At 61.9% G+C, this 26,142-nt stretch carries 31 protein-coding genes; 20 read left to right on the top strand and 11 right to left on the bottom strand.

Annotated elements, in window-relative coordinates:
• Window positions 1–43: 43 nt before the first annotated feature.
• The 13 genes from RMR13_RS08060 to RMR13_RS08000 all read left to right on the top strand — a co-directional run bounded on the left by RMR13_RS08060 (window position 44) and on the right by RMR13_RS08000 (window position 11,753).
• Window positions 44–832: a ParB/RepB/Spo0J family partition protein gene (locus RMR13_RS08060; RefSeq protein WP_310600128.1), complete on the top strand. Its 789-nt coding sequence runs from the start codon at window positions 44–46 to the stop codon at window positions 830–832.
• A 9-nt stretch (window positions 833–841) separates the two neighbouring features.
• Entirely contained in the window at window positions 842–1,033 is a 192-nt protein-coding gene (locus tag RMR13_RS08055) for a hypothetical protein (protein ID WP_310600127.1), read from the top strand.
• Complete coding sequence (locus RMR13_RS08050; protein ID WP_310600126.1) at window positions 1,006–1,926, top strand: 4Fe-4S binding protein; 921 nt, start codon at window positions 1,006–1,008, stop codon at window positions 1,924–1,926. Before RMR13_RS08055 ends, RMR13_RS08050 begins: the two co-directional genes overlap by 28 nt.
• 10 nt (window positions 1,927–1,936) lie before the next feature.
• Entirely contained in the window at window positions 1,937–2,398 is a 462-nt protein-coding gene (locus tag RMR13_RS08045; RefSeq protein ID WP_310600125.1) for an SH3 domain-containing protein, read from the top strand.
• 104 nt (window positions 2,399–2,502) lie between these two features.
• Window positions 2,503–3,297: a malonyl-ACP O-methyltransferase BioC gene (gene bioC, locus RMR13_RS08040; protein ID WP_310600124.1), complete on the top strand. Its 795-nt coding sequence runs from the start codon at window positions 2,503–2,505 to the stop codon at window positions 3,295–3,297.
• A 46-nt stretch (window positions 3,298–3,343) separates the two neighbouring features.
• Window positions 3,344–4,036, top strand: coding sequence for a dethiobiotin synthase (bioD, locus tag RMR13_RS08035; RefSeq protein ID WP_310600123.1), 693 nt, complete (start codon window positions 3,344–3,346; stop codon window positions 4,034–4,036).
• 648 nt (window positions 4,037–4,684) lie between these two features.
• Window positions 4,685–6,694: a CoB--CoM heterodisulfide reductase iron-sulfur subunit A family protein gene (locus RMR13_RS08030; RefSeq protein ID WP_310600122.1), complete on the top strand. Its 2,010-nt coding sequence runs from the start codon at window positions 4,685–4,687 to the stop codon at window positions 6,692–6,694.
• 12 nt (window positions 6,695–6,706) lie between these two features.
• Window positions 6,707–7,210, top strand: a complete 504-nt coding sequence (locus tag RMR13_RS08025; protein WP_310600121.1) for a 4Fe-4S dicluster domain-containing protein — start codon at window positions 6,707–6,709, stop codon at window positions 7,208–7,210.
• Window positions 7,211–7,225: 15 nt separating this feature from the next.
• Window positions 7,226–8,143, top strand: coding sequence for a CoB--CoM heterodisulfide reductase iron-sulfur subunit B family protein (locus RMR13_RS08020; RefSeq protein ID WP_310600120.1), 918 nt, complete (start codon window positions 7,226–7,228; stop codon window positions 8,141–8,143).
• The gene (locus RMR13_RS08015) at window positions 8,143–8,568 is read left to right on the top strand and encodes a hydrogenase iron-sulfur subunit (protein ID WP_309413322.1); all 426 of its coding nucleotides are present in this window, start codon (window positions 8,143–8,145) and stop codon (window positions 8,566–8,568) included. Before RMR13_RS08020 ends, RMR13_RS08015 begins: the two co-directional genes overlap by 1 nt.
• Window positions 8,558–9,562 (top strand): F420-nonreducing hydrogenase, encoded by a 1,005-nt coding sequence (locus RMR13_RS08010; protein WP_310600119.1) that lies wholly within the window; start codon window positions 8,558–8,560, stop codon window positions 9,560–9,562. Before RMR13_RS08015 ends, RMR13_RS08010 begins: the two co-directional genes overlap by 11 nt.
• Before the next feature lie 107 nt (window positions 9,563–9,669).
• A complete protein-coding gene (locus tag RMR13_RS08005) occupies window positions 9,670–11,136 on the top strand; it encodes a Ni/Fe hydrogenase subunit alpha (protein WP_310600118.1) in 1,467 nt (488 codons plus the stop codon).
• Window positions 11,137–11,288: 152 nt separating this feature from the next.
• The gene (locus RMR13_RS08000; RefSeq protein WP_310600117.1) at window positions 11,289–11,753 is read left to right on the top strand and encodes a hydrogenase maturation protease; all 465 of its coding nucleotides are present in this window, start codon (window positions 11,289–11,291) and stop codon (window positions 11,751–11,753) included.
• Between the two features lie 417 nt (window positions 11,754–12,170).
• On the opposite strand, the gene RMR13_RS07995 is transcribed toward RMR13_RS08000, so the two are convergent.
• The 6 genes from RMR13_RS07995 to RMR13_RS07970 all read right to left on the bottom strand — a co-directional run bounded on the left by RMR13_RS07995 (window position 12,171) and on the right by RMR13_RS07970 (window position 16,059).
• Entirely contained in the window at window positions 12,171–12,767 is a 597-nt protein-coding gene (locus RMR13_RS07995) for a PEP-CTERM sorting domain-containing protein (protein ID WP_310600116.1), read from the bottom strand.
• Window positions 12,768–13,195: 428 nt separating this feature from the next.
• Window positions 13,196–13,744, bottom strand: a complete 549-nt coding sequence (locus RMR13_RS07990) for a cysteine hydrolase family protein (protein WP_310600115.1) — start codon at window positions 13,742–13,744, stop codon at window positions 13,196–13,198.
• A 65-nt stretch (window positions 13,745–13,809) separates the two neighbouring features.
• The gene (locus RMR13_RS07985; protein WP_310600114.1) at window positions 13,810–14,457 is read right to left on the bottom strand and encodes a methyltransferase domain-containing protein; all 648 of its coding nucleotides are present in this window, start codon (window positions 14,455–14,457) and stop codon (window positions 13,810–13,812) included.
• Entirely contained in the window at window positions 14,457–14,810 is a 354-nt protein-coding gene (locus RMR13_RS07980) for an antibiotic biosynthesis monooxygenase (protein WP_310600113.1), read from the bottom strand. Before RMR13_RS07980 ends, RMR13_RS07985 begins: the two co-directional genes overlap by 1 nt.
• A 41-nt stretch (window positions 14,811–14,851) precedes the next feature.
• On the bottom strand, window positions 14,852–15,508 hold the full coding sequence (locus tag RMR13_RS07975) for a hypothetical protein (protein WP_310600112.1): 657 nt from the start codon (window positions 15,506–15,508) through the stop codon (window positions 14,852–14,854).
• 95 nt (window positions 15,509–15,603) lie between these two features.
• Window positions 15,604–16,059, bottom strand: a complete 456-nt coding sequence (locus tag RMR13_RS07970; protein WP_310600111.1) for a PliI family lysozyme inhibitor of I-type lysozyme — start codon at window positions 16,057–16,059, stop codon at window positions 15,604–15,606.
• 337 nt (window positions 16,060–16,396) lie between these two features.
• Here RMR13_RS07970 and RMR13_RS07965 point away from each other — a divergent pair, with 337 nt between their 5' ends.
• The 6 genes from RMR13_RS07965 (at window position 16,397) to RMR13_RS07940 (ending at window position 20,913) form a co-directional block, all read left to right on the top strand.
• Entirely contained in the window at window positions 16,397–16,741 is a 345-nt protein-coding gene (locus RMR13_RS07965; protein WP_310600110.1) for a nucleotide pyrophosphohydrolase, read from the top strand.
• Window positions 16,738–17,820: an aminoglycoside phosphotransferase family protein gene (locus RMR13_RS07960; RefSeq protein WP_310600109.1), complete on the top strand. Its 1,083-nt coding sequence runs from the start codon at window positions 16,738–16,740 to the stop codon at window positions 17,818–17,820. Before RMR13_RS07965 ends, RMR13_RS07960 begins: the two co-directional genes overlap by 4 nt.
• A 186-nt stretch (window positions 17,821–18,006) precedes the next feature.
• On the top strand, window positions 18,007–18,429 hold the full coding sequence (locus RMR13_RS07955) for an FKBP-type peptidyl-prolyl cis-trans isomerase (RefSeq protein WP_310600108.1): 423 nt from the start codon (window positions 18,007–18,009) through the stop codon (window positions 18,427–18,429).
• Between the two features lie 20 nt (window positions 18,430–18,449).
• Entirely contained in the window at window positions 18,450–19,604 is a 1,155-nt protein-coding gene (gene tgt / locus RMR13_RS07950; protein ID WP_310600107.1) for a tRNA guanosine(34) transglycosylase Tgt, read from the top strand.
• Window positions 19,601–19,939 (top strand): preprotein translocase subunit YajC, encoded by a 339-nt coding sequence (yajC, locus tag RMR13_RS07945; RefSeq protein ID WP_310600106.1) that lies wholly within the window; start codon window positions 19,601–19,603, stop codon window positions 19,937–19,939. The genes tgt and yajC overlap by 4 nt, the downstream gene beginning before the upstream one ends.
• Window positions 19,940–20,121: 182 nt before the next feature.
• Window positions 20,122–20,913 carry a hypothetical protein gene (locus RMR13_RS07940; protein ID WP_310600105.1) on the top strand — a complete coding sequence of 264 codons (792 nt, stop codon included), beginning with the start codon at window positions 20,122–20,124 and terminating at the stop codon, window positions 20,911–20,913.
• Here the strand turns inward: RMR13_RS07940 and RMR13_RS07935 are convergent.
• The 4 genes from RMR13_RS07935 to RMR13_RS07920 form a co-directional block, all read right to left on the bottom strand.
• Entirely contained in the window at window positions 20,878–21,837 is a 960-nt protein-coding gene (locus tag RMR13_RS07935) for a TIGR01212 family radical SAM protein (protein WP_310600104.1), read from the bottom strand. The genes RMR13_RS07940 and RMR13_RS07935 overlap by 36 nt on opposite strands.
• Window positions 21,838–21,885: 48 nt before the next feature.
• Window positions 21,886–22,500: an FmdE family protein gene (locus RMR13_RS07930; RefSeq protein ID WP_310600103.1), complete on the bottom strand. Its 615-nt coding sequence runs from the start codon at window positions 22,498–22,500 to the stop codon at window positions 21,886–21,888.
• 126 nt (window positions 22,501–22,626) lie between these two features.
• On the bottom strand, window positions 22,627–23,706 hold the full coding sequence (locus tag RMR13_RS07925) for a hypothetical protein (RefSeq protein ID WP_310600102.1): 1,080 nt from the start codon (window positions 23,704–23,706) through the stop codon (window positions 22,627–22,629).
• Window positions 23,703–24,980 (bottom strand): U32 family peptidase, encoded by a 1,278-nt coding sequence (locus tag RMR13_RS07920; protein WP_310600101.1) that lies wholly within the window; start codon window positions 24,978–24,980, stop codon window positions 23,703–23,705. The genes RMR13_RS07925 and RMR13_RS07920 overlap by 4 nt, the downstream gene beginning before the upstream one ends.
• A gap of 277 nt (window positions 24,981–25,257) precedes the next feature.
• On the opposite strand from RMR13_RS07920, the gene RMR13_RS07915 reads away from it, so the two are divergent.
• A complete protein-coding gene (locus RMR13_RS07915) occupies window positions 25,258–25,554 on the top strand; it encodes an isoamylase early set domain-containing protein (protein ID WP_310600100.1) in 297 nt (98 codons plus the stop codon).
• Window positions 25,555–25,587: 33 nt separating this feature from the next.
• Here the strand turns inward: RMR13_RS07915 and RMR13_RS07910 are convergent, their stop codons facing one another.
• On the bottom strand, window positions 25,588–26,142 hold the full coding sequence (locus tag RMR13_RS07910) for a gamma carbonic anhydrase family protein (RefSeq protein ID WP_310600099.1): 555 nt from the start codon (window positions 26,140–26,142) through the stop codon (window positions 25,588–25,590).

The raw sequence follows: 26,142 nt of genomic DNA, 5'->3' as shown, positions 1-26,142 counted from the left end.
CTTGCTACCGGAAGAGAGTCTGGAAGGGGATGATCGTTTTTTTATGTGTGATATCGAAAAGATATCTGCAAATCCCCAGCAGCCGCGCAGCCATTTCGATGCCGAAAAGTTGCAGCAATTGGCCGATTCCATTCGCGAAAAGGGCGTGATTCAGCCGCTGTTGGTCAGCCGCAGCAACGAGAATCGCTACGTTTTGATCGCCGGTGAGCGGCGGTTGCGCGCCGCCAAACTGGCGGGCCGCGACGAGGTGCCGGTGGTGGTGATGGATCGGGGCGGCGACCGGGAAAGCCTGGAGCTGGCGCTGATCGAGAACATCCAGCGCCACGATCTCAATCCCATTGAAGAGGCCCTGGCCTATAGCCGCCTGATGGAGGAATTCCATCTTACGCAGGAAGAGGTCGCCCGCAAGGTAGGGAGGCAACGGTCGACCATCACCAATGTCCTGCGGCTGCTGCACTTGCCGGATGCGGTGCAGCAGGATGTGGTTGCGGGGGCGATCAGCGAAGGCCATGCCCGGGTACTGCTGCGGCTCAAGGATCAGCCGGAACGCCTGAAGGAGGTGCGCGACCGGATCGTCCACCAGGGACTATCGGTGCGGGCCGCCGAACGACTGTGCGCCGCCCGCCCCGCGGAACCGGCGGCAGGAAAGACCGAGGCCGCGCAACCCGATGGCGAGCTGTCGCCCACGCATTGCGCCACTCTGGTCAATCAGCTGACCAACCAGTTGCACACCAAGGTGCGGATCGTCCAACAGGGCGGGCGGGGACGGCTTGAGATCGAGTACTACTCCCGCGACGATCTCGACCGGCTGGTCGGCCTGCTGGCCGGTTAAGGGACGGCCATGTCGACGGCCGAGTCACCGGTTGGCGCGCACAAGGGACGGCGGACCTCTGTCCGCCGCATTCGCCGGGTGCCGCTGCTCCTGCTGCTGGTCTTCCTGCTTCTATTCTTCATCGGGATCGCGGTGGACGAACCGGCCCGGGTGCTGGAGCAGGCACGGTCCGTGTGCCTGCCCTGCATCGGCATCGGCTGAGCATGGAACGGCTGCGTTTCTGGATCCAGACCCTGTGGCTCTTCCTCAGTAACGGCTACTGGGCTTTTCCGGTGAGCGGTACCCTCTATCAAGGGCCGCTAAAGGTGCTCTGCTCGCCCGGACTCAACTGCTACTCCTGCCCCGCAGCCACCACCTTCTGCCCGATCGGCAGCCTGCAGCAGTTGCTGCTGGGGGCGCGGCTTGCGCTTCAGAGCGGCCACGCCTACCTGGGCACTTATGTCCTGGGGTGCATGGGGCTGTTCGGCACCGCCTTTGGCCGGCTGATCTGCGGCTGGGCCTGTCCCTTCGGTTTGATGCAGGAAATGCTGCACCGGATTCCGTCGCCCAAGCTGGGGGTCCCCGCATGGCTTGGCTGGGGCAAATACCTGGTGCTGCTGGTGTTGGTCGTTGTCCTGCCCTTGACCGTGGTCGACGATTTCGGTCTGGGGCTCCCCTGGTTCTGCAAATTCCTGTGCCCAGCCGGCACCCTGGAGGCCGGCATTCCCATGGTGCTGCTGATGCCGGATCTGCGCTCGGCCGTGGGTGTCTTGTATCTGTACAAGCTCAGCCTGCTGGCGCTGGTTTTGCTGTGGTCCATCGCCTCATTCCGCCCCTTTTGCCGCAGCCTGTGCCCACTGGGCGCTTTTTACGGGCTGTTCAACCGGGTCAGCCTGATTCGGTTGAAATTTAATGCGGATAACTGTACAAAGTGTGGGGCTTGTCACCGGATCTGCCCCGTTGACATCCGGGTCGAGCAATCGCCGAACAGCGGCGAATGCATCCGTTGCCTGCGCTGCTGCACCGAGGCTTGTCAATACGACGCGCTTTCCGTGGAGATAGCGGGGCATGTCTGGCGGACACGGCCTGCCCCCTTCGATCAACCCGCGCGCTGAACGGCTGTGCATGAACACGCGAACTTTCCTGCCAGCATGCGCCCTCTCTGTCCTGTTGCTGGCCCGAACGGTCATGGCAGGGGAGATGGTGGCCATAGCCGGCGACGACATCAATATGCGCTCCGGTCCGGGTACCGGGCAAGAAGTCCTGTGGAAGCTGGACTCGGGCTTTCCGCTTGAAGTGGTCGGCACCAAGGGTGAATGGCTCCAGGTCCGGGATTTCGAGGGCAGCAGCGGCTGGGTGCATAAAAAGACGACGCAGAAAGGCCAATTTGCAATCGTCAAGGCCAACAAGGGGACCGACGGACAAATCAATGTCCGCAAGGAGCCCGACCTGAATGCCGACATCGTCGCCAAAGCCGGCTACGGCGTGGTGTTCAAGGTGCTGCAGAAGCAGGGCGGATGGGGCAAGGTCGAGCATGGCCAGGGAGTGACCGGGTGGGTGGACGGCCGCCTGCTCTGGGGCCTGTAGGGGAAGAAAACCAGGGAAGTTCACCGCTTTTTCGCCGGCCGCCTGTGCCGGTCCTTTCGCTTTGCGCCGTTTCCGCACTGCAGGGTTGCGAGGCATTACACCACATGTACGACGTAACCCGATCATTGCCCATGATTCCCGACAAGCAACGCATCAGGCTCAGATTCGAGCAGGCCGCGGCCACCTACGAGCAGCAGGCCACGGTGCAATCGAGGGTGGCGAACCGGCTGCTTAATTTGCTGGCCGAGACAGTTGCCGGCTTCAAGCCCGCCGATGTGCTGGAGATCGGCTGCTGCACCGGGCTTTTGACCGAAAAAACCCTGAGCCGCTTTCCGGGGATCGACCATTTCACCCTCTGCGACCTGGTCGCCTCCTTCGAGCAGCCGGTCTGCCGACGGATCGGCACCCATGTCGAGAAAATCACCTTCCTGGCCGGCGACATCGAAATCCTGCCGCTTCCCGACCGTTACGACCTGGTCCTGTCCTCCTCGACCCTGCACTGGGTGCACGACCTACCGGGCTTGTGCGACAAGCTGCATCGGCACCTCTATCCCGAGGGGCTGTTCGCTTTTTCCCTGTACGGCAAGGAGAATTTGCACGAGATTCGTGAGATCGCCGGCATGGGCCTGGCCTATCGCAGCCTGGAACAGCTGCAAACCGTGGTTGGCGAGCGCTTCCAGATTCTGGCCGTCGAAGAGACCCGGGAAACCCTGTGGTATCCGACCCCGATCGCGGTACTCCAGCACCTGCGGGCCACCGGCGTCAACTCGATCGGCCAGCAGGCGTGGACCCGGCGCCAGGTCGCGGACTTTGCCGCCCGCTACCAGGACCGGTTTGCCGGGGAACAGGGGGTCCGCCTCACCTATCATCCCATGTTCATCGTGGCCCGGCCCCGGTGAGGGCGAGTTGGACAGCCGAAAAGCCTGCTTGACGGAGAACCCGAACATGACACCCCCGCATCGCACCATCGCCGTGGGCGGCATCGACACCGATGTCGGCAAATCCTACGTCACCGGCCTGCTGGCCCGACATCTGGTCCAACTTGGACATACGGTCACGACCCTCAAGTTGGTTCAGACCGGCTGCCAGGAAATATCGGACGATATTGTCCTCCATCGCCGGCTGATGGAACAGCCGCTCACCGAATTCGACCGCAACGGGACTACCTGTCCCTATCTCTTTCCCTTTCCCGCCTCTCCCCGTCTGGCCGCGCGGATGGCCGGCGCCTCCATCGACCTGTCGGAGCTGGACCGGGCCATGTCCACCTTGCAGGGCCATTTTGACTGGCTGCTGGTGGAAGGGGCAGGGGGGCTGATGGTGCCGCTCGATGGCCGATGCCGGCTCCTCGATTACTATGCCGCCCGCAAACTCCCCCTGGTGCTGGTTACCTCGCCGCGGCTGGGTTCGATCAATCACACCAGCCTCAGCCTGGAAGCGATCAAGGCCAGGGGCATTCGCCTGCTGGGCACGGTCTACAACCTGTTTGGCGATCATCCCCGGGAGATCGTGCAGGATACGCTGGCAGAAATCCGCCAGTCCCTGGCCGACTACGCTCTGCCCGAGACCGTGGTGATCGTGCCCGATATCCGGGAAAGCAAGACCGCCGGCTGGGCGCCTCTGCTGGCTCCCCTGGATTGACCTCGCTCGTACGCCCCAAATACGCGCCGCTCTCGGTGCCTTTTCACCCCTTGGCCACCCGCCGCGACCTCGATTGACCGCTGTTCCTTCCCCCATACCGTCCCGAGTCTTCAGCCTTCGCCATTCCTTGACCAAGGTGGCTTGATTGCGGCCCACTCCTTTGCCTTGCTCGCCCGGCCACGGGCTTTGTCATTTTAACCGGTTAGCAAGCAAGAACGCAAAAAAGCGCGAATCAAGAGATTTCGCTGTGCGAATTGTGCAAATAAAAAGGCGAACGATGGGCGACAAAAAACGGGAACGTGCTTGCTCCTCGTCAAGGCATCGATTCATTTCGGTGCCGAATTTATCAAAATTACCTATGGGATAAGCTGTGAGATGCAAGCGTGGCCCCGGGTTTGGCGCTACCGCATGAAAAGGCCACGAATTTGCGAGGGCAATTGTGCAAAATGTGCGAAAAAAGAAAAAAGTTGCGAACGACATCATTCTTTTCTACAGAGAGCCATGCTATTCGGTTGCCTGAAAGTTGGCCAGCAAAATAGATAGATAGTACGAATGGATTCTCGCCCGCGCGGGCTGGGCGCGGGACCGCAGCACGTGGCCGCTTGTGCAACCTTTGGGAGATTCAACACTCTGAGAAAGGAGGCCAGTATGGCGAAAGTCGGTGTGTATGTCTGTCACTGCGGTTCGAACATTGCCGGCGTCATCGACGTGGAGGCGGTCCGCGCGTTCGCGGAAACCTTGCCCGAAGTCGCGGTCGCCCGCAAGGATCTGTTCATGTGCTCGGATTCCGGGCAGGAGATGGTCAAGAAAGACATCCGCGACGGCCTGGTCGACCGGGTGGTGGTGGCCGCCTGCACCCCGCGCACCCATGAGCCGATTTTCCGTGCCGCCGTCGAAAAGGCGGGACTGAACAAGTACCTGTTCGAGATGGCCAACATCCGCGACCAGGGCAGCTGGGTTCACAGCCACGACCACGAGGGCGCCACCGAAAAGGCCAAGAAAGTGGTGGCTTCGGCGGTCGGCAAGGCCCGCAACCTCGAACCCCTGGAAGACACCTTCGTGCCGGTCACCGATGCCGCCCTGGTGATCGGCGGCGGCATCGCCGGGATCAACGCCTCGCTCGCCCTGGCCAACATGGGGCACAAGACCTATCTGGTGGAAAAGGAACCCTCCATCGGCGGGGTCATGGCCCAGTTGGACAAGACCTTTCCCTCCAACGACTGCTCGGCCTGCATCCTCACCCCGATGATGGTCGAGGTCCACAGTCACCCCAACATCGAAATCCTCGCCTATTCCGAGGTCGAGGATGTCAGCGGCTACATCGGCAATTTCCAGGTCAAGATCCGGCAGAAACAGAGCTATGTCGACTGGAGCAAATGCACCGGCTGCGGCGATTGCACCCAGAAGTGTCCGGGCAAGGCGCCCGATGCCTTCAACTGCAACATGTCGAACCGCCGCGCGGCCTACATCATGTTTCCCCAGGCGGTGCCGAAAAAGGCGGTGGTCGACATCGAGCATTGCCTGAACTGCGCCGGCCGCGAAATCGGTACACAGCCCAAGATCAACGAAAAAACCGGACGGCCCATCCTCGCCCCCTGCGAGCGGGCGTGCACTGCCGAGGCCATCAATCGGTCGATCGCCTTTGATCCCCAAGGGGCGATCAAGGAGATCGAGGTGGGCGCGATCATCGTCGCCACCGGCTTCCAGGTGATGGAAAAGGACTGGTTCAAGGAAATGGCGCCGGCCTCGCCCAACGTGGTCACCGCCTTGCAAATGGAGCGGATCATCTCCGCCACCGGGCCCACCGAGGGCAAGCTGTTGCGGCCCTCGGACGGGGAAAAGCCGCACACTATCACCTTCGTCTCCTGCATGGGCTCGCGGGACGAGCATTTCCACAATTACTGCTCGCGAGTCTGTTGCATGTACATGATCAAGCAGGCCCGGCTGATCAAGGAGAAGTATCCGGACATCGCCATCAACATGCACTTCATCGACGTGCGCGCCGGCGGCAAGGGCTACAACGAGTACTACATCAATGCCCGCGAACTAGGGATCAATTTTTTCCGCGGCAAGGTCGGGGGCATGGAACTTCTGCCCGGCGAAAAGCTCCGGGTGCTGGCCTACGACGGCGACACCGCCAGCAACATCGAGTACGAGTCGGACCTGGTGGTCCTGGCCACCGCCATCGAATTGCCCAAGGACGCCAACGTCCTGGCGCAGAAGCTCGGGCTGCAGTTCTGTGGCTCCAACTTCTTCCGCGAACTGCACCCCAAGCTCGGACCGGTCGAAACCGCCATCGAGGGCGTCTTTCTCGCCGGCTGTTGCCAGGGCCCCAAGGACATCCCCAATACCGTGTCCCAGGCCAAGGCCGCGGCGGCCGCCGCCTCGGCTCCGCTGTCCCAGGGCAAGGTCCGAATCGAGGCGGTGATTTCGGAGGTCCACCCCGAAGTGTGCAGCGGCTGCGGTATCTGCATCCCGCTCTGTCCGTACCATGCCATCAACATGACCACCTACGCCGACCGGCCCAGGGCCCAGATCGAGATGTCGGCCTGCAAGGGCTGTGGGGTCTGCACCTCGGCCTGCCCGTCCGGGGCCATTGTCCTCCATGGTTATGAAGAAGCGCAGATCTTCGCCCAGATCGAGGCCCTGACGGCCTGAGGAGAACAAACCATGATTATCGACCAGAAAAAAATCGATGAAGCAATCGACACCATCATCGCCCATGGCGGCGAATATATCCGCGAGTGCGTCCAATGCGGTGCCTGTTCGGCGGTCTGTCCCGGGGTCCGGGCCGGCTTTCCCCTGCTGTGCCGCAACCTGATCCGCCACCTGCTCAACGGGCAGCTGGAAGAAATCATCGAGGATTCGTCCAGTTGGGGCTGCCAGGCCTGCAGCCGCTGCACCGAGGTGTGCCCCCAGGGCGTGCGGCCGCAGGAGGTGGTGTTCGCCTTCCGCCGCTATCAGGCCAATCAACTGGCCTTTTCCACCTCGTCGGTCACCAGCCAGATGAATCTGTTCGAGACCGGCCATGCCGTCTACGTCGATCCGAAAGAGGCGAGAAAAAAGGTCGGGCTGCCGGAAACGACGCCCACCTCGGCCTTTGACGAGCAGGCCAAGCAGGAAATCCAGACGCTGATCAACAACAGCCCCATGGGCCAGTTGGGACTCTTTTAAGGTGAGGTGCAACGCATGGAAAAAATAGGCTTATATCTCGGCTGCAATATCCCGCTCAAGGCCCCGGACATCGAACAATCCTTCCGGAAGATCTTCCCGGCCCTGGGCATCGAGCCGGTGGACCTGCAGGGGGCATCCTGCTGTCCGGCCTGGGGCACGGCGCCGTCCTTCGACCTCAACACCTGGTGTGTCCTGTCCTGCCGCAACATCACCCTTGCCGAGGACCTGGGCGTGGACATCATGACCGGCTGCAACTCCTGTTTCGGCATCCTGTCGGAGGCCAAGCACTTCATGAAGGACAGGGACCGGCGCAAGGCGGTCAATGCCCAGCTGGCGACCATCAATCGCAGGTTCAAGGGCACCTCGGACATCTACCATGTCGCCCATGTCCTCCATCGCCAGGTGGGCGCCGAAAAGATCCGGGAGAGTTTGAAATATTCGCTCGAGGGTTTGAAGATCGCGGTCCAGACCGGCTGCCACGCCCTCTGGCCCACCGATGTCTACAAGGTCAGCGAGACCAATCCCTATCATCCGGCCATCTTACGGGAACTGTGCGAGGCCACCGGAGCCACGGTTCCCCATTACTCGCGTCTGGAAGGCTGCTGCGGCATGGGCGGCATGCGCTCCACCGATCCGGAAAAAGCGCTGAAACTGTTCAGGGAAAAGTTGCTGTCGATCAAGGAGGAGACCCAGGCCGACATGATCGTCACCACCTGTTCCTCCTGCTTCCTCCAGTTCGACATGTCTCAGCCGATCCTCAAGGAACGCGGGCTGATCGATTTCGACCCGATCCCGACCTTCTACTACACCCAGGTGCTTGCCCTGGCCATGGGATTCGATCCCACCCAGGTGGCCGCGATTTCGCAGATCGACCGCAGTGCGGTCATTGGCGAGATGCAAAGCGAAAAACGTCTGATCAAGGAGGTGGCCTGATGTCGTTCACACCCAATATCGTCGGATTTGCCTGCCAATGGTGCACCTATGCCGGCGCCGATCTCGCCGGCAACCTGCGCGCCAAGTATCCGCCCTCGATCAAGCTGATCAAGGTGCCCTGTTCCGGCCGGGTCGAGCCGGAATACATTATGGAGGCCTTTGCCAACGGTGCCGACGGGGTTCTGGTCGGCGGCTGCCACTTCGGCGATTGCCATTACAAGAGCGGCAACTACAAGACCGCCAACCGGATGAAGATCCTGGGGCAGTTGCTGGAGGATTCGGGGTTCGACCGCAACCGGTTCCGCCTGGAATGGATCTCCGGCGCCGAAGGCTACCGTTTTGCCGAGGTGGTCGAGGAGTTCACCAAGGACCTGCAGGAGATGGGTCCCAATCCGCTCAAGGGAGGAAACGGTCATGGCAGATAAACTGAAAACCGCCTTTCTGCTCGCCGGCGGCTGCGCCGGCTGCGAAATGAGCGTGGTCGACCTGTCCGAGGCCTTGGTCGACGCCCTGGATTCGCTGGAAATCGTCTTCTGGGCCCCGACCGTGGCCGACGTCAAGTACAAGGATTTGGAAGCCATGCCCGACAAATCCATCGATCTGGCCTTTGTCGACGGCATGATCCGCAACAGCGAGAACCTGCACACCGTCAAGGTGCTGCGCCGGAAATCGAAGGTGCTGGTGGCGTTCGGCGCCTGCGCCACCATGGGCGGCATCGCCGCCATGGGCGATTTGCACACCAAGGCGGAATTGTTCGAAAAAGCCTACAAAACCACCTTTTCCACCGACAACCCCGACGGAGTCTATCCCTCGCCGGAATACATGCTCGACGGCAAGTACAATCTGACTATCCCCGCCATCCTCGACAACTGCTCGACCATCGATCAGGTGGTGGCGGTGGAATACTACGTCGGCGGCTGTCCGCCCCATCCTGCCTTTGTCGGCCAGCTGGTCGGCGCCATCCTGGCGGGCAAGCTGCCGCCGGCGGGCTCCTGGCTGACCGCCGGCAAGGCGGTGTGCGATGTGTGCAAGCGCAATCCGGCGATCACCGGCCAGGAACGGCTGCCGGTGGGCGAGATCAAGCGGACCGTCGACGACCGCCCCGACCCGGAAAAATGCCTGCTCCAGCAGGGCTACATGTGCTTCGGCCCGGTGACCCTGGGCGACTGCGGCGGCTCCTGTCTCAACGTCAACATTCCCTGCCGAGGCTGTGGCGGCCCGGTCCCTGGCGTCAAGGATTTCGGCGCCCGCTGCGTCTCGATGCTGGCGGCGAGCATGGCCGACGATGAGACCGCGGCCCAGTTCATCGAGAAATACAACAACATGGCCAAACTGGTCTACCGCTACAGCCACACGGCCTCGAAACTCAACCATCGCATCGCCGAACACAAGGAGCACGAGCATTTCGGGACGCCGTAACGAACAACCGGGGAGGTCTGTTCGTGGGTATCTTTCAAGCGCTCAAAAACACATTCGGTTTTGGCCCGGCGCCAAGCGTTCCGGTTACGACTGCAAGGAGCAGCTCTATGAAGAAAATCGAAATCAATCCGATCACCCGGCTCGAGGGGCATGGCAAGATCGCCATCTTCCTCGACGACCAAGGCAATGTCGACGACGCCTTCTTTCAGACCGTCGAATTCCGGGGGTTTGAGAAATTCCTCCAGGGCATGCCCATGGAGGAGGTGCCGCGGACTGTGTCCACGGTCTGCGGGGTTTGCCGCGGCGTCCATTTCACCGCCTCGATGAAGGCCTCGGACGGCGTTTTCGGCGTTACCCCGCCGCCGACCGGCCGCAAACTGCGCGAACTCTTTTTCAACGCTCACTATGTCGAGGACCATTCGGTCATTCTCTATGCCCTCGGATTTCCCGATTTCGTGGTCGGGCCCGAGGCCAATCCGGCCGAGCGCAACGTGGTCGGTCTGATCAACGCGGTGGGTGCCGCCACCGGCAAGGAGATCCTGCGGCGGCGCGGCCTGGCGGTCAAGATCTTCGAACTGCTAGGCGGCAAGCCCAATCACCCGGTGGCGGCCATTCCCGGCGGCTGGTCCAAACGGCTGACCGAGGAGGAGCGCCGCCAGATCGAGGCCTGGTCGGAGGAATTGGTGGGGCTGGGCGAGTTAACGCTTCAGGTTTTCGATGACGTGGTGCTGAAAAACGACCAGTACATGCGGCTGGTCACTGGCGACATGTACAAGGTCGAGGTCGGCTACATGGGCTCGGTGGACGAACAGGAGCGGATCGCCTACTACGACGGCACCCAGAAGGTGGTCGACAGCCAAGGGGCGGTGATCGGCACCTTCAAGGGCAAGGAATACCTCGATTTCATTGCCGAGCGCGTCCAGCCTTGGACCTATCTCAAGTTCCCCTACCAGAAGAAGATCGGAGCCTGGAAGGGCATTGTCGAAGGGCCGGGCACCAATATCTATGCGGTCGGCCCGCTGGCCCGGATGAACGTGATCAAGTCGATGGACACCCCCAAGGCGCAGCAGCATTTCGAGAAATTCCACGCCACCTTCGGCGCCCGGCCGGTGCATCACATCCTCGCCTACCATTGGGCCAGGGCCATCGAGCTGCTCAGCGCCGCCGAAAAATGCCTGGAGCTCTCCCGAGATCCGGAGATCACCGGCAAGGAGACCTGGAACAAGCCGAGTTCCTGTCTGGGAGAGGGCGTGGGGATCATCGAGGCGCCGCGCGGCACCCTGATCCATCACTATCTCACCGACAACCGGGGCATCGTCACCGACGCCAACCTGATCGTGGCCACCACCCACAACAACGCCCCGATCAACCTGGCGGTGAAGAAGGCGGCCAAGCATTTCATCAAGAACGGCGATGTCTCCCCGAACATGCTCAACTACGTGGAGATGGCCTTCCGGCCCTACGATCTCTGCCTGGCCTGCTCCACCCACACCGTGACCGGAGGCCAGTCGCCGCTGGAAGTCGAGATCTTCGACAGCCGGGGCGCGCTGTACAAGACCTTGAAAAACTTTTAAGGTAGTGAACGGAGCGTTCGGCCGGTGCCGGTCCGAGCACAATCCCGGTGGACCGGTGGCCGTCCGAATCCATCCCCCCTCTGTTTCACTTCCCCGGGCCGGAAGGGGTTTTTTGCCTCTTCCGGCCCTTTCCCTTCGACGACAGGGCGGACATGAAAGCAAAATGCGTGGTGATCGGTATCGGTAATCCCTATCTCCAGGATGACCGCGCCGGCGTGGTGGTGGTCGAGCGATTGGAACGCGAGGGACTGGCCTGCCACACCGAGGTGGTCTATACCGTCGGCTTCGAGGTGATGGACAAGGTGCGGGGCTACGAACGGGCGATCGTGGTCGATGCCTGCAAGCTGGGCAATGCGCCTGGCACCATCCTCGAGGTGGGCGTAGACGACATCTTCACCACCCATGCCCTGGTCAACTCGCATGCCATCACCCTGGGCACCACCCTGAAAACCGGCTACGTCTGCTTTCCCGAGGAGATGCCCGCCGAGATCCGCATCCTGCTGGTCGAGGTCAAGGAAATCAAGGAATTCACCCAGCAGATGTCGCCCGAGGTCGAGCGAGCGGTGGCCGAGGTGGTTGCACGGATCAGGGACCTGGTGACGGCGCCGGCGGCCTGAATGGGCCCGTTGCCTCTGATGAAGCCATTGTGCGTGCGGATTAGGCAACTCGCAAATTCCTTCGGACATCCGGGCGCAAGCGCAGCACCGCAGCAATTCGGCGAAAAAAGAAGCAACGCCTCCCGCAATTTTTTGACGATGAGACAGTTGTAGCCCGTCCAAGAGGGCAGAGTATTGATATTGTCGCCGAGTGTGCCCAAGTGGTGATTGCGACCCAGCTTGATCTCCATCTTCACATGGCCGATCCCGGCATGGCGCTTTTTGTTGTCTTCGCAGTTCCTTCTGAACCTGTGACTTCGGCTCCGCTACGGCCGGCGATCAAGACCTGAAACTCCCGGAGGCCTGGGCTTGGCCACAGGAGGGGCCACAAAAAAGCCCGCCGAGAGGCGGGCTGTGGATTTCATATCGAACTGTCGGCTATGAGCGGATTCTTCTTCTTGAAGCAGCACAAATCCCCATCAACCCGGCGCCAAAGAGAAGGATGGTGGAAGGTTCCGGTACAGGGGTAACGATCCAAGCCGTCATTCCTTCTCTTGAATCATCATCTGGATTAATTCCAGTGTCGGATATTTCGGTCCATACATTATATGTCAATTTGTTCTCGCCATTAACAAGACTCCATTGTGAACCTATGTAAAGGGTTGCAAAAGGGACTTCTGTTTGGCCTTCTTCCATTTGGAGCCTACCGGCTATAATAGAATATGACATATCTGTAAATAATGCTCCGTCTCCGTATGAAACCGGAAAATAGCTTTCAAATTTTTTTAAATCATCTTCTTCGATTGAACTCAAGGCGCCTATTGATAAGTTGAAATGTTCAAAGAGGTTGGATATTTCTTCTATTGTGGCCAGCCGACTTCCGGTTCCTTCTAAACTGGCAACGATATCATTGTAACTTTGGAACTCATACAACGATCCTCCCCCTTGATAATCGAGGCCGTTGAGGACGTAGCATTTTGCATGAGTCGGATTTAAAAAAAATGCCAAAAAGCTCAATAAAAGAATGTTTCTCACGGGCAATCCTCGCGTTAAAATGAAAAAAACATGGGGGGTATCCCTGTGCCACCAATACGACAGCGCGCCAAAGTTACAAGTTCTCTCCTCCATGGGAAATAAAAATCAGTTGACCATGTTGGATAGACTTCAATTTGCAGACGCATGTTTTACATGCAAAATCAACGCCAACTAATTGGTATTGTTAGGTTAAATTTTTGCAAAAATTGAGGGTAAATCGATTTTCTGCTCGAATATATTCCGCATATGAGATTTTTTTCTCGTTTTCCGAAAAAACGCCAAGAGCAAGAACATCCTGTAATTTTTATGAAAAATAACAGTCGCGGCAAGTGATTCCGAAAAATTGGAAAAATTGGCAATGCCGATATCGTTTGCATCGTCCGCAGCGGGAAGTAATTCGGCCGATGAGCAACACCCTACCCGCAAGCTCAGAGGCTGGCGAGCAACTCCGCCGATGGCAGCACCTGGGCGAAGGGGCCGTTGAGCGCGGCGCAGTACGCCGCCTGCACATCCTCGGCAACGACCTCTCTACCGCCAAAGGCAAGGGAACGGGCCGCGCAGGCGTCGTGCGCCACCAGGCAGGGGAAGCCGAGATCGGCCGCAGCCCGCACCGTGGTGTCGATGCACATCTGAGTCATCATGCCCGCGACCAGCAGCCGGGTGATGTTTTCCCGCTGCAAATGCTCCAGCAGCGGCGTCTGTCGGAAGCAGCTCGGAAAGTGCTTCTGGAAGACCGTCTCACCGGCCAGTGGCTGAACCGACGGGTGGATGTCCGTCCCGGTGGTGCCGGGCAGGAAAAAGGTCGCTCCCGGACGGGCGGCGAGGTGCTGAACGTGGATGACGGGCAGCGATTTGTTTCGGAAAGCCGCCAGCAGGGCCGCAGCCTTGGCCGCGGCCTCGGTGGCGCCCGGCACTTCCATGGCGCCGCCGGGAAAGTAGTCGTTTTGAATGTCGATGAGTAAGAGAGCAAGCGACATGGCGTGACCTCGCAGGGGGGGTAAGTTGAAGAAGCGGCCGTCCGGACAGGCGTCGCCGCGCGCTGTCAGGCCTTTTCCGCCACGATGGCGTAGCGGCCCTTGTTTCTGCCGCCATCGGGCAGCTCCATGAACTCGGCAAGGATCGGGCGACAGCCGAGGCGGCCGAGAATCCCTTCCGTTTCCTCGGGTGTATTGGAATCGTAGAAGAACTCTTGATCGAACATGGCGTCCGTGAATGCCGGCTGCGCCGAGCCGCCCACGGTCAGCATCAACCTACCGCCCGGTACAAGCCCTAGCGCGACCTTGGCCAGGATGGGCTCGTGCTCGGCACGCGGGAGGTGGAAGAGCGAATCCCACAGCAGCGCGCCATGATATCCCCGCCCTGGATCGCAGCGCTCCATGGACGCCAGCAGCCATTGCTCATCCGGCAGCAACTGCCGAGCAAAAGCCAGCATGGCCTCCGACTGGTCGATTCCCCGCACGCGGCGGCCCTGGCCGACGATATATTCGGCCATCGGCCGGCCGGTGCCGCAGCCCAGATCCAGGACCGTCGCCCCGACCGGTACCGCCGCCAGCAAGGCCTCGAGATAGAGGCGCTCGCGCTTGCCGAATGTGCTGCGGGCAAGGTGCCATTGCGGCGCGATCCGGTTGTAGGCCTCGCGATTCATGGCCGAGGCCGCCTCTTTGGAGTGCGGCATCCGGACCTGGGCCATCAGTCGCGCCGCTCTTTGCCGTAGGCCCGTTCGACCCGCGCCACCCGCACCGAAAAATCCTCGTACCACCCGCTGTTGCCCAATTGCCGTGCCGTCGCATGCTCGGCCTGTTCCAACCAATGGCGCATACTGGCCTCGCTCTGCCAGTACGAGACCGTGATTCCGGCGCCGTGCTCGTCACGGACGGATTCCGCGCCAAGAAAACCCGGCATGGCCTGGGCCAGTTCGGCCAGGCGGGCGGCCGTGCCCGCGTAGCCACGGTCGCCCGGCGTCCGCAGCGAGGTGAAGATGACCGCATTGTACGGCGGCTGGGGCGTGTTGCTGATCGCGTTGCTCATGGGATTGTCGGCCATTGGTTGAGGTGGCTCCGGGACGTGTCGGGGTATCGGCGCTGCTACTTGTCGCAGGCGGCCATGTCGACTTTGCCCGGCGGTGGCGCCTGGTAATCCTCGGCACGCAGCAAGACCGCGCGGATTGTTTCGTTGTAACGCCGATACTGCTCGTTGTCCGGCCAGGTTTGCAGCAGGTATTCGGACTGGCGCAAGGCCTCCCGCATCTTGCCCTGGTAGTAAAAGGCGAAGAACAGGCCCCGTTGCGCCTCTTCCACCGGTTCGCGGCCCTGGCGGCATTGGGCGTTGCGGAACAGCTTTTCCGCTTCGGGCGCGAGCGCGGGGTTGCTGTTCACCCACAAAGTGGCCAGGGCCGTCATGGCGGCAATATGGCCGGGATTGGCGCGAAGCACCGCCTGTAGGTCGTCGGTGGCGCCCTGCCAGGCCCCCGGATAGTCGAAGTTGTGGCCCATGCCCTGCAGATAGCCGCGCATGTACAACGACTCCAGGTCCTGCGGGTGGGCGGCGATGCGGGTATCCAGCTCCGATTTCAGGCCCTCGTAGCGCTTTTTGGTCGCCTTGGCTTCCGCTGGCCGGATATTGGGGGGAAAGGTGCCGATGAGCGGTTCAAGCGCCCGGATTCGCGCCATCATCGGGTCTGCTGCCCAGGTGGTGGCCGCCAGCAGGAGGACCATGAGCAGGGAGACAAACAGCTTGGTCATATCCCTTGTTCCGTTGTCGAAAAAAGAAGATGGAATGGCCGGAAATGCGGCAAGCGGCGCATCCGGCCCGGCATGGCGCCCGGCCGCATCTTGCCTCAGCTTCGCTTGTCCGCGGCTTGCCGCAGGGCGGGCACCGGATCCGCATCCGCGGCAAGATCTTCGGCCTGGGCGCGAAAGAGCAGGTGGTCCTTGGCAAAGGCAAAGGCGTGCGCCGACAGATAGCCGCCGGTTCCCGCCGAGCGCACCACCACGATGAGCTCGGGTTGACGGTCGCCATCGATGTCGGCCAGCAGGGTTTTTTCGATGACCCCGTCGCGGGGGCGAATGAGCCCGGCAATGAAGAAGGTGGTTTCGTCCGGGGCGGGCGCCGCCTCATACAGCCGCACGCTGAAACTGCCCAGGGACCGCGCCTCGAAATCGCCTTCCGCCACGACCGCGGTCTGGCCGGTGGGGAGTTTGACCTTGGCGACGAAGCGGTCCTGCGCTGCGGCCAGCAGGGGGGCTGGCAGGAGCAGGGCGACGGCGATGGTAAGGGTTTTGATGTTGATCATGGTTTTTTGACTCCGCATGAATGGGGCTATTATTGGCAACTCGCCGGGCAACCGACGGGTTTCCTGGCCTGCGCAGGTTTCGTTGACGCACCGCTCCCGCCACAATATGCCAGCATGTGCCACCATAGCGCGTTCCGGCGGGCGACGGGGAGCAAAATCATCGTCGCGGGCGGAACGGCGAAAGTTTTTTTGCATGCCCCGGCCGAAATAGCGGCCGATATCGGTGCCCCAGGGCAAGCCGGCCGTCAGGCAAACCGAGCCGTGGCCCCTCGCCAAGGATGACAAACGGCCGTCGTTGCGCTACCTTGGCCGGGTTGCCGCATAGAGGAGGAGAGCCGTGGCCCAGACCTTGTCCCGCCGGATTGCCAATCTTGATGAGCTTGCCGTCCAACTGCGCCGTTTTGCCGACGAGCGCGGCTGGGAAGCCTTCCACACCCCGAAAAACCTGGCCTCGGCCCTGATCGTCGAGGCGGCCGAGCTGCTGGAGCACTTCCAATGGCTGACCCCGGAGCAAAGCCAAAACCTGCCGCCGGCCGTCAGGAACGAGGTGGCGCTCGAGATCGCCGATGTCCTCATCTACCTGACCCGTCTGGCCGATCGCCTGGGTATCGACCCGCTGGCAGCGACGGCGGACAAAATGGCGCTCAACGCGCAAAAATATCCCGCTCCCGGACAACGATGAGCCGATCCCCAACCACGGACATCGCCGCCGCCTTGGCGTTTTTCCTGCCGAACCAGGCCGTTGCTGCCTTGGAACCGCTGGGCCGGGGCAATATCAACGACACCTGGAAGGTGACGTTGGCCACCGGCCGGCAGGTGGTCCTGCAGCGGCTTTATCCCCACGTGTTTCCCGACATGGGGGCGGTGATGGCCAACATGCGGCTGGTGACCACCCATCTCGGCCGTGCTGCCGAGCGTGCGCCCGGCCTGTTTTTTTTCCAATTGATTGCCGCCCCCGACGGCCAGGACCATCGCATCGACGCCGCCGGCTGCTGCTGGCGGCTGTTGACCCTGCTCGACCGCACCCGTACCCTGGCCAGCCTGACGACCCCGGCCCAGGCCGAGACGGTCGGCGGCCTGCTGGGCGCCTTTCACCTGCTGACCGCCGATCTTAATCCCGATCTCCTGGCCGACCCGCTGCCCGATTTCCATGTCACGCCCCGGTATCTGGCCCACTATGACGCGGTGTGCCGGCATGCGGCCTGGAGCGGCAATCGGCGGGAAGATCTGTGCCGCGAGATGATCGAGCGCCTGCGGCCGATTGCCACCCTGCTCGAAGAGGCCGGGGACCGACTCGGCCGCAGGGTGATCCACGGCGATCCCAAGGCGGCCAATTTCCTGTTTGCCGCCGACGGGGACCGGGCGGTGAGCCTGATCGATTTCGATACGGTCAAGCCGGGGCTGGTGCTCCACGATCTGGGCGACTGCCTTCGCTCCTGCTGCAATCCACAGGGCGAGCACCGGACCGACCCCGAGGCCACGGTCTTCGATCCGGACCTGTTCCAGTTTTTGATGGCCGGTTATCTGCGCCGGGCCGCCGATCTGCTGACCCCGGCGGATCGCGGCTTGCTGGTGGCCGCCGCCGGCCTGATCGGCTTCGAACTCGGCCTGCGCTTTTTCACCGACCACCTGGAAGGCAACCGCTATTTCAAGGTCAGCCGACCGGGGGAAAACCTGCACCGGGCCCTGGTCCAGCTGCACCTCGCGCTCTCGATCCACAATCAGCAGGGTCAACTCGAACGCCGGCTGGCCGCTTTGTAGCCTGATCGGAGAAACCGACGGAAAAGCCGGCCAGAGCGGCCTTGCAATTGTCCTCCGGGCAGGCTATAGCTGTGCGCACGCAGCTGCCGCGCGCGAGCGACAGCGGACAGACTCCAGACGGACACCCCCGGCTTTATCCATGTTCCTGTGCATGTCCCGGCCGGCCCTTTTTCTTTCGAGGACACCATGATCATCAGCCCAGGCAGCACCGTGGCCATCACCTACACTCTGAGCCTGGACAACGGCGAGACCGTGGAATCCAGCGCCGACGGGGAACCGCTCACCTACACCCATGGCGAGGAACAGCTCATTTTCGGCCTGGAGCGGGTTCTGGAAGGGAAAAAAGCAGGCGATTCCTTCAAGGTGAGCGTCCAGCCGGAGGACGGCTACGGGGCCGTGATCGAGGAGGCCCTGATCGAGGTGCCCCTGGAGCACGTGCCCGAGGAGGCCCGGCAGCCGGGCCTGATCCTCACCGCGGTCGGGCCCGAAGGCCAGGAGCTGCAGGGCATGGTGGCCGCCATCGGCGACACGACCGCGACCATCGACTTCAACCACCCGCTCGCCGGCCAGGTGCTCCACTTCGAGGGCACCATTCTCCGGGTCGAATAATTCCAGCCCCGCAAGCCGCCATGACCGTCGCTTCCCCCTTTACCCTGCTGGGCCGCTCCAGCGAATGCAAGGCCCGATACGGCGAGTTGTCGACCCTCCACGGGACCGTGTCCACGCCGGTATTCATGCCGGTGGGCACCCAGGCCTCGGTCAAGGCGATGACCCCGGCGAACCTGGAAGAGATCGGGGCCCAGATCATTCTGGGCAACACCTACCACCTCTACATCCGACCCGGCCACGAATTGATCCGCTCCTTTGGCGGGCTGCACCGGTTCATGCACTGGCAGCGCCCGATTCTCACCGATTCCGGCGGGTTCCAGATCTTCAGCCTGCAGGAGCTGGCCAAAATCACCGAGGAAGGGGTGGCATTTCGCTCCCATCTCGACGGTTCCCGACTGTTTCTCAGCCCCGAGAATGCGGTCCAGGTCCAGGAGGCGCTCGGCTCGGACATCATGATGGCGTTGGACACCTGCATTCCCTATCCGGCCAGCCGCGACGAGGCGATCGCGGCCACCGCCCTGACCACCCGCTGGGCCAGGCGCTGCCGAGCCGCCCAGAGCGGGACCGGCCAACATCTGTTCGGCATCGTCCAGGGAGGCATGTTTCCGGATCTGCGGCTGGAAGCGATCGAACAGCTGGTGGAGATCGGCTTCGACGGCTATGCCCTGGGCGGACTGTCGGTGGGGGAACCCAAGGAGCTGATGCACGAGGTGCTGGCCGCCACCGCCGACCGGCTGCCGGCCGGCCACGCCCGCTACCTCATGGGGGTGGGCACGCCCGAGGATCTGGTCGAAGGGGTGTACCACGGCATCGACATGTTCGATTGCGTCATGCCGACGCGCAATGCCCGCAATGGAATGCTCTTTACTTCGCAGGGCAGACTTGTTATAAAAAACGCCTGTTTTCAGCAGGACCAGCGACCGGTGGACGAAACCTGCGGTTGCTACACCTGCCGCCACTTTTCGCGCGCCTACCTGCGCCACCTGTTTCAAAGCCGCGAGATCCTGGCTTACCAGCTGAACAGCATCCACAACCTGCACTACTACTGCACGTTGATGGCCGGGATGCGGGAGGCGATCCGGCAGGACCGTTTTCTCGCCTTTCGCCACGCCTTTTATCAGCAACGGGCCGAACCATTGGCCGAACATCAAGTTGAACCGGAGGAAAATCCATGAGTGGAGTTGCCTGGGCCGCTGACGCTGCGGCCCCTGCGGGAATGGCGAACATTGTCCAATTCGTGCCGCTGATTCTCATCTTTGTCGTTTTCTATTTTTTGCTCATCCGCCCGCAGCAGAAAAAGGCCAAGGAACACCAAAATTACCTGGCCAACCTCAAAAAAGGCGACCGGGTGATCACCGGCGGCGGCATCCACGGCGTGATCGCCGGATTGAGTGACACGATCGTTACCTTGGAAGTGGCCGATAACGTGAGAATCAAGATCAGTCGCGGCGCCATCGCCGGTTCGGCCTCCGAGGCCGAGAAGCAAGCTCCGGCCAAAAGCGGTGGCTGAAGCCTCAAGGGATGTAACTGATTTTCATCGTGTATGAAAACAACGTGAGATTGTGCGCCGCCTCCGGATGGTGATCGCTCTTATGGGGCGGATCGCTCCGGCCAGGCAGCTTGTCGACGGCTCATCGCAGGCCGCGGCCCCGAGTTTTCGGAGCCGCGGCCTTTTTTTTCGGGGCAAGGTCGATGCGCCAGCTGGTGTATAACGGACGGACCGAGGACCACCCGGTGCTGGTCACCGACGAGGACGGGGTGCGGAGCCTGCGCTTCGGCACCGAGGAGCGCCAGACCAGCATCGACCTCAGCCGGCCCTGGGAGCTGCAGCTTGCCTATACCCGGTGGATGACCACCGCGCTGCTGCTCCATCCCCGGCCGGAATCCTTTCTGGTCGTCGGTCTGGGCGGCGGTGCCCTGCCGCATTTCCTGCTCCATCATCACCCCGGAGCCCGGATCGACATCGTGGAGAAGGAGCGACTGGTGATCGAGCTGGCCCATGGCGTCTTCCTGCTGCCGCACCAACAGGAAGGACTGCGGGTCATCCACCGGGATGCGCAGGCGTTTCTCCGTTCCGCCTCGCCCGCCAGCTACCATGTCGCTTTCCTCGACATCTTCGGACCGGGATGCATGGCACCGGCCCTGGCCGATCCCGCCCTGTACCGGGAACTTGTCGCCTGCCTCCATCCGGAGGGGGTGATGGCCGTGAACGTATGGAGCGGCGAGCGCCAGCTGTACGAGCAAGTCATGGCTGCGGCCTGGGAGGGCTGCGAGGGCCGGCTGCTGCGGATGCAGGTCAAAAAGCGGAGCAACGTGATCCTGTTGGGCTTTGCCAACGAGATTTCCCGGGCAACGCTCCGGCGCGCCCGGAAGCTCAGTGCCGATTTCCGCCAACGCTACGGCATCGATTTCGCTCCCTTTCTCACGCGGTTGCGCCGCACCAACCATTCATCCCTGCTGGAACGGCTGCTCTTCCTCGGGTGATCCGTTCCGGTGGTCCACCGCCTGCCCCTGCCAGATTCCCCGCGCCTCCATGTGCCGCAGAAGCTGCCGGCTCAACTCGCCGGCCAGGCAATGCCAGTGCGGCGCCACCAGTAGGTCGGGGTGGGCCGTGGACCAGAGGCGGTGCAGGGTGATGTGGGAGGGAATATGAGGGAGCAGGCGCAGGAGCAATTCGAGATACTGTTCCCGCGTGAACACCGGCACCCGGCCCTGCCGGTACATATCGTGCAGCGGGGTGCCGGCGATGATCTGGAGATGGTGCAGCTTCAGAGCCTGGATCGGAAGGGCGCCGACGGTGCGCACCGTGGCCAGCATGTCGGCTTCCGTTTCTCCCGGAATCCCCAGGATGAGGTGGACGCCGACCTCCAGGCCGTCCACGGCCCGCAGCTTGGCCAGGGCCGCAAGGAAATCGGCCAAGCCGTGGTTGCGGTGCAACAGGCACAGGCTGCGTTCGTGGATCGACTGCAAGCCCAGTTCGACCAGGCAGGTTTTGCCGCAGTCCCGCACCAGGCTGGCCAGGGCGGCGGGCAGATCGTCGGCAATGGCATCGGGCCGGGTGGAAAGGATCGTTCCCAGGCAATCCGGGTCGGCAAGAATCCGGGCCAGCGCGGGGATGAGCCGGGCCGTGGCCACGACTGTGGGGGTCTCCTGCTGGAAATAGGCGAGATAATGACGGAACCGGCCCTTGAGGAGCAACCGCTTGCCGCGCCGGATTTGTTCGTCCAGGCTGTCGTTGGGGCGCAGGGAAAGGGGGGTGAAGCTGGCCGGCCGGCAGAAGAGGCAGCCGCCCCGCTCCCGGTTGGGACAAGGATGGCCCAGGTCGAGCGGAATTTTGCCGATGGCCCGACCGTAGCGTTCGCGGCAGTGATGGCTGAAGCTGCGTAGACGCGGGCGGTTCGCGCTCATGGGGAGGGGCAAGGTCGGCGGCCGCCATGGCCGGCGGGCGGGATGATGTCAGCCGGGGGTGCCGGGTTGCGGTTCGGTCCGGTCGAGCACCCGGTAGTAGCGTTCGCCGTCGCAGGCGCGGCAGAGCGTGCGGCCGTCTTTTTCCCGTTCGCGGCAATCCTGGACCCAGTCGCCGCATTGGTCGCATTGGACCCGGCGCAACGGCCGTCCCGGCAGGGCGCATTCCGGAATCTTGACCTCGACCTCCTGGAAGAGGAACAGCTCGTCCAGGGGCATGACGGTGTAGGCCTGCAACTGGCGTTGGTACTTGTCCTCCACTTCCGGACAATAGCTCTCGGCCAGGGTTCTGGCCTCTTCGCGGGCCACGATCCGGACCGCGCGGCCGCTGTCGAGGTTGACGAAGGTGGCCGCCATGACGCCGAAGTCGAGCCAGCGCAACGAGCGTTTTCCCAGGCTGCATCCGGTGACCGACTGGATGGCGTCGGTGGCGCACCGGTCGATTTCGACCAGGACGTAGAGCTTTTTCCGCTCCGTTTTCTTGGGATCGGTGATGCCGATCCGGTCGAGTCCGGCCATGGCCATGCGCACGCCGATCACCTGTCCGGCGCAGATATGGCCGTGAATACGCGTCGATTCGGTCAACAGCTGTTCAAATGATTCCATCTCGGGCCGCCGAAAGAGGTCTGGGGTGTCCGGTGCAGTGAACCGGCCGCCGAGCCGCATCGAGGCAGATTTTTGTCGACGCGGACCGGGCGAACGACCGCACCTTACCCGTGCAGGTTGCCCCTGTCAATCGGCAGTCACGCGCAGGTCTTTGATCATCAGGGGCAGGGGATGAGTGATGGAGTCGAACAATTCCCGGCAGAAGCCGCAGCGGTCGCAGCGGTTGTCGCATTGGGAGAGCAGGTTGGCGAAATCGAACGACAGCAGGCTGTTGTCGACATAGAGCCGATCGGCCAGCCAGGCGACGGCGTCCAGCAGGTCGAGCAGATTGCCGTCGTATCGTCGGGCCCGGTAGGCGGTGATGGCGTTGATCAGGAAATCGGTGCCCAGGGTGCGGCCGCACAGCTTGATCGTGTCCACATGGTAGAGGTACAGATCGATGTCTTCCGGGCGGATGAAGGGCGATTGCAAAAGCCGGTGCGGCTGTTCGTCCAGCAGCCGCATGCAGCCGATATCGAAGTTGAAGTTGCGGGTCAGATCCCGGCACTCCATGTTGGCCAGGGCAATGTAGGAATCGTGGGAGAGCTTGAAGGGGCAATAGGGCAGGCAACCTTCGTTGGCCAGGACCTCGAGCTTGATTCCGGGCAGGTCCTGGTGCAGGGTCAGGCTGATCCCGGCCAGTTGATCCAGGTCGCGGTTGAGCGCGCGGTCGAGGATGATCTTGCCGGGCGGCTTGAACCCGGTTTCGCCGATGTAGGTCAGCTGGGCCTCGATTTTGTGCACCGAGTCCGGCATGGTGTTGATGCTGGGCACCGCTTCCAGTTCGGCCGCGATCTCGGGGGAGCCGTCGGCCAGTGCCTGGAGCAGGTAATGGTCGCAATAGACGATGCCGTCGAGCACACCGTGGTCCAGGCATTGGTCGAGGCTGTCCAGGATTGATTTGGCGAAACCGGGGTCGGTCAAAAGATCGGGGGGATAGAACCGGCTGTTGAGCAGGGCGTATTTTTTCGGTCCGCGCAGACGTTTCAAACCCGCAATGTTGGCCGCCTGACTGGTCGCCAGCACCGGTTCAATCTGGGTGCGGCAGTCGAGAATCTGGCTGTGCAGCAGGCTGAAGTAGGTGCTGTCCAGATCGGCGGCACATTGACAGAGAAAATCGACATATTTGTCCTCCGGAAGAAAGGGGACATTGAGAAAAGGTTTCATGCGAGTTTCATCTCTTTGCGCAACAAGGCATGGGGTTCGATGGTTGCCAGGGAAGGTTCGGTTTGCAGGATCACTTTGTTGCCCGGGTTCGCACGGTGCAGCGGCGTGCCGTCTTCCAATCGGATGTCTCTGACCGTCACCGCTTCCGTTTCGATGGTCCGGCCAAGATATTCCACGCGGTCGCCAACGGCAATCGCATGCCGTGTTTCGATCAGAAAAGGGTCGACGGCGCGAATAATGCCGACCGGCACAAATCTTTGTTCAAAACGCATTCTATCATACAACATGTCGGCGGATGAAGGGGTGGCGGTAAAAAAGTTTTCCGTTTGGCCCCGAGTACCGATCTTGTTCAATTCCTTGTGAAAAACTTCGGGCAATGCGAGGCTAACTAGCGATTGGCCTGAAAAAAGTTGCTGGTGGATCCAATTGAGGGCCAATCGGTACAGCCGAACCACCGCCCCAACGTAACCTGCCGATTTTATTCGGCCTTCAATCTTGATCGCATCGACGCCGGCAGCGATCAACAGCGGCAGCCGGTCCAGCAGGCAGAGGTCGCGGGAATTGAAAATATAGGTTCCGCGCTGGTCTTCTTCTACAGGAAAATACTGCCCCGGCCGTTTTTCTTCAACCACAGCGTAGGCGTAACGGCAGGGGTGGGCGCAGTCGCCCTGATTGGCGTTGCGACCGGTGAAATACTGGCTGAGCAGACAGCGTCCCGAGTAGGAAATGCACAGTGCCCCATGGACGAACACTTCCAGTTCGGCGGACGTGGCGGCCCGCATGTCCCGGATCTCGGCCAAACCGAGCTCCCGGGCGAGATTCAGCCGCCGTACCCCGCCCTGTTCGACCCAAAAGCGGGCACTGGCGGCGTTGGTCACGTTGGCCTGGGTGGACAAATGGAGCGGCAACTCGGGAGCCAGCCGCCGCGCGATGGCCAGCACGCCGGGATCGCTGACGATGCAGCCGTCGACGCCGATCTCCCGCAGCAAGAGCACATAGGACTCCAGCGGTTCCAGGTCGCGGCCATGGGCGAAGATGTTGACCGTGACGTAGACCTTAACGCCGCGCCCGTGGGCGTAGGCCACGGCCCGCCGCAATTCGTCTTCCTCGAAATTGGCGGCCCGGGCGCGGAGGCTGAAGGCCTTGCCTCCCAGATACACGGCGTCGGCGCCATAGTGGATGGCCGTGACCAGTTTTTCGAAATTGCCGGCCGGGGCCAGCAGTTCGGGCAAGCGTGGGACGGATTGCGCAACAGGGGAGGATATGGGCATCATGATTGGTTCACACGGAAGAATAAAGACAAGTCAAAGACGGGTACAAGTGGATTGACAGGTGAACAACAGGGGTCGGGTGCAGGGAACAATGGATTTGCAGGCCACTTCGTGGTATCGCGTCGGGCCTGCGTGCTATCGGGTGCGGGCGGTCCGGCGGGCGGCCCATTGAGATAGTGCTTGCCCCTGGCAAGCGGTTGTTATACTATTTTTCGGAATACCGCCGCGTTGCTTCACAACTTGAGTCAAGCCGCCCTCCAGGGGCAAGGAGATCTCACCCATGTTGAAGAAAAGCTATTCCAAAACCGGAACGGTGTGCCGTGTCACCTTCAAGTACGAAAACGAGGAAAAGGCAGAAACCGCGGTGCTGGCTGGCGAATTCAACGACTGGTCGCTGCGGGAGACGCCCATGAAGAAACTCAAGGATGGCAGTTTTTCCGCCACGCTCTCCTTGCCGGCCGGCCGTTCCTATTGCTTTCGCTATGTGCTCGACGGCGGAGTCTGGGTCAACGATGTCGAGGCCGATGGCTATTCTCCCAACGCGTTTGGCGAGGCCAACTCGGTTTTGGTCCTCTGATCCAGCCCGGCGTCGGGCCAGCGGCGGCCGCCGTTAAAAACAGTCGCCCAGCCCGGCGCCGTGATATTCGTTTTTCAACGCCACGTAGCGCCGCCACGAGGCCTGCATCTCCTGCAGCTGGGCGTCGCTGACCTCCTTGACCACCTTGGCCGGTGTCCCCATGATCAGGGAACGGGGAGGAAAATGCTTGCCCGGCGTTACCACCGACCCGGCCCCCACGATCGACTCCCTGCCGATCACCGCGCCATCGAGGATAATCGCCCCCATGCCGATCAGGCAGAGGTCGCCCACCGTGCAGCCATGGAGAATGGCCCGATGGCCGACCGTGACCTCGCTGCCGATGATCGTCGGGTGGCCGTCCTGGTCGTCCCGCTCCGTCCCCGCGTGCTGGGTGATGTGGAGCAGGGTGAGATCCTGGATGTTGGTGCGGGCGCCGATGCGGATGCGGTGGACATCGCCCCGGCAAACAACCCCGAACCAGAGCGACACATCCTCGCCCAGGACCGCGTCGCCGATCAAGGTGGCGTTGGGGGCGACCCAGCCGCCCTTGCCGACCTGGGGCCGGTATTCTCGATATGGCAGTATCAT

The organism is Desulfobulbus sp., from assembly GCF_031547805.1.
GTDB lineage: Bacteria > Desulfobacterota > Desulfobulbia > Desulfobulbales > Desulfobulbaceae > Desulfobulbus.
This window is presented reverse-complemented; position numbering and strand designations above follow the sequence as displayed.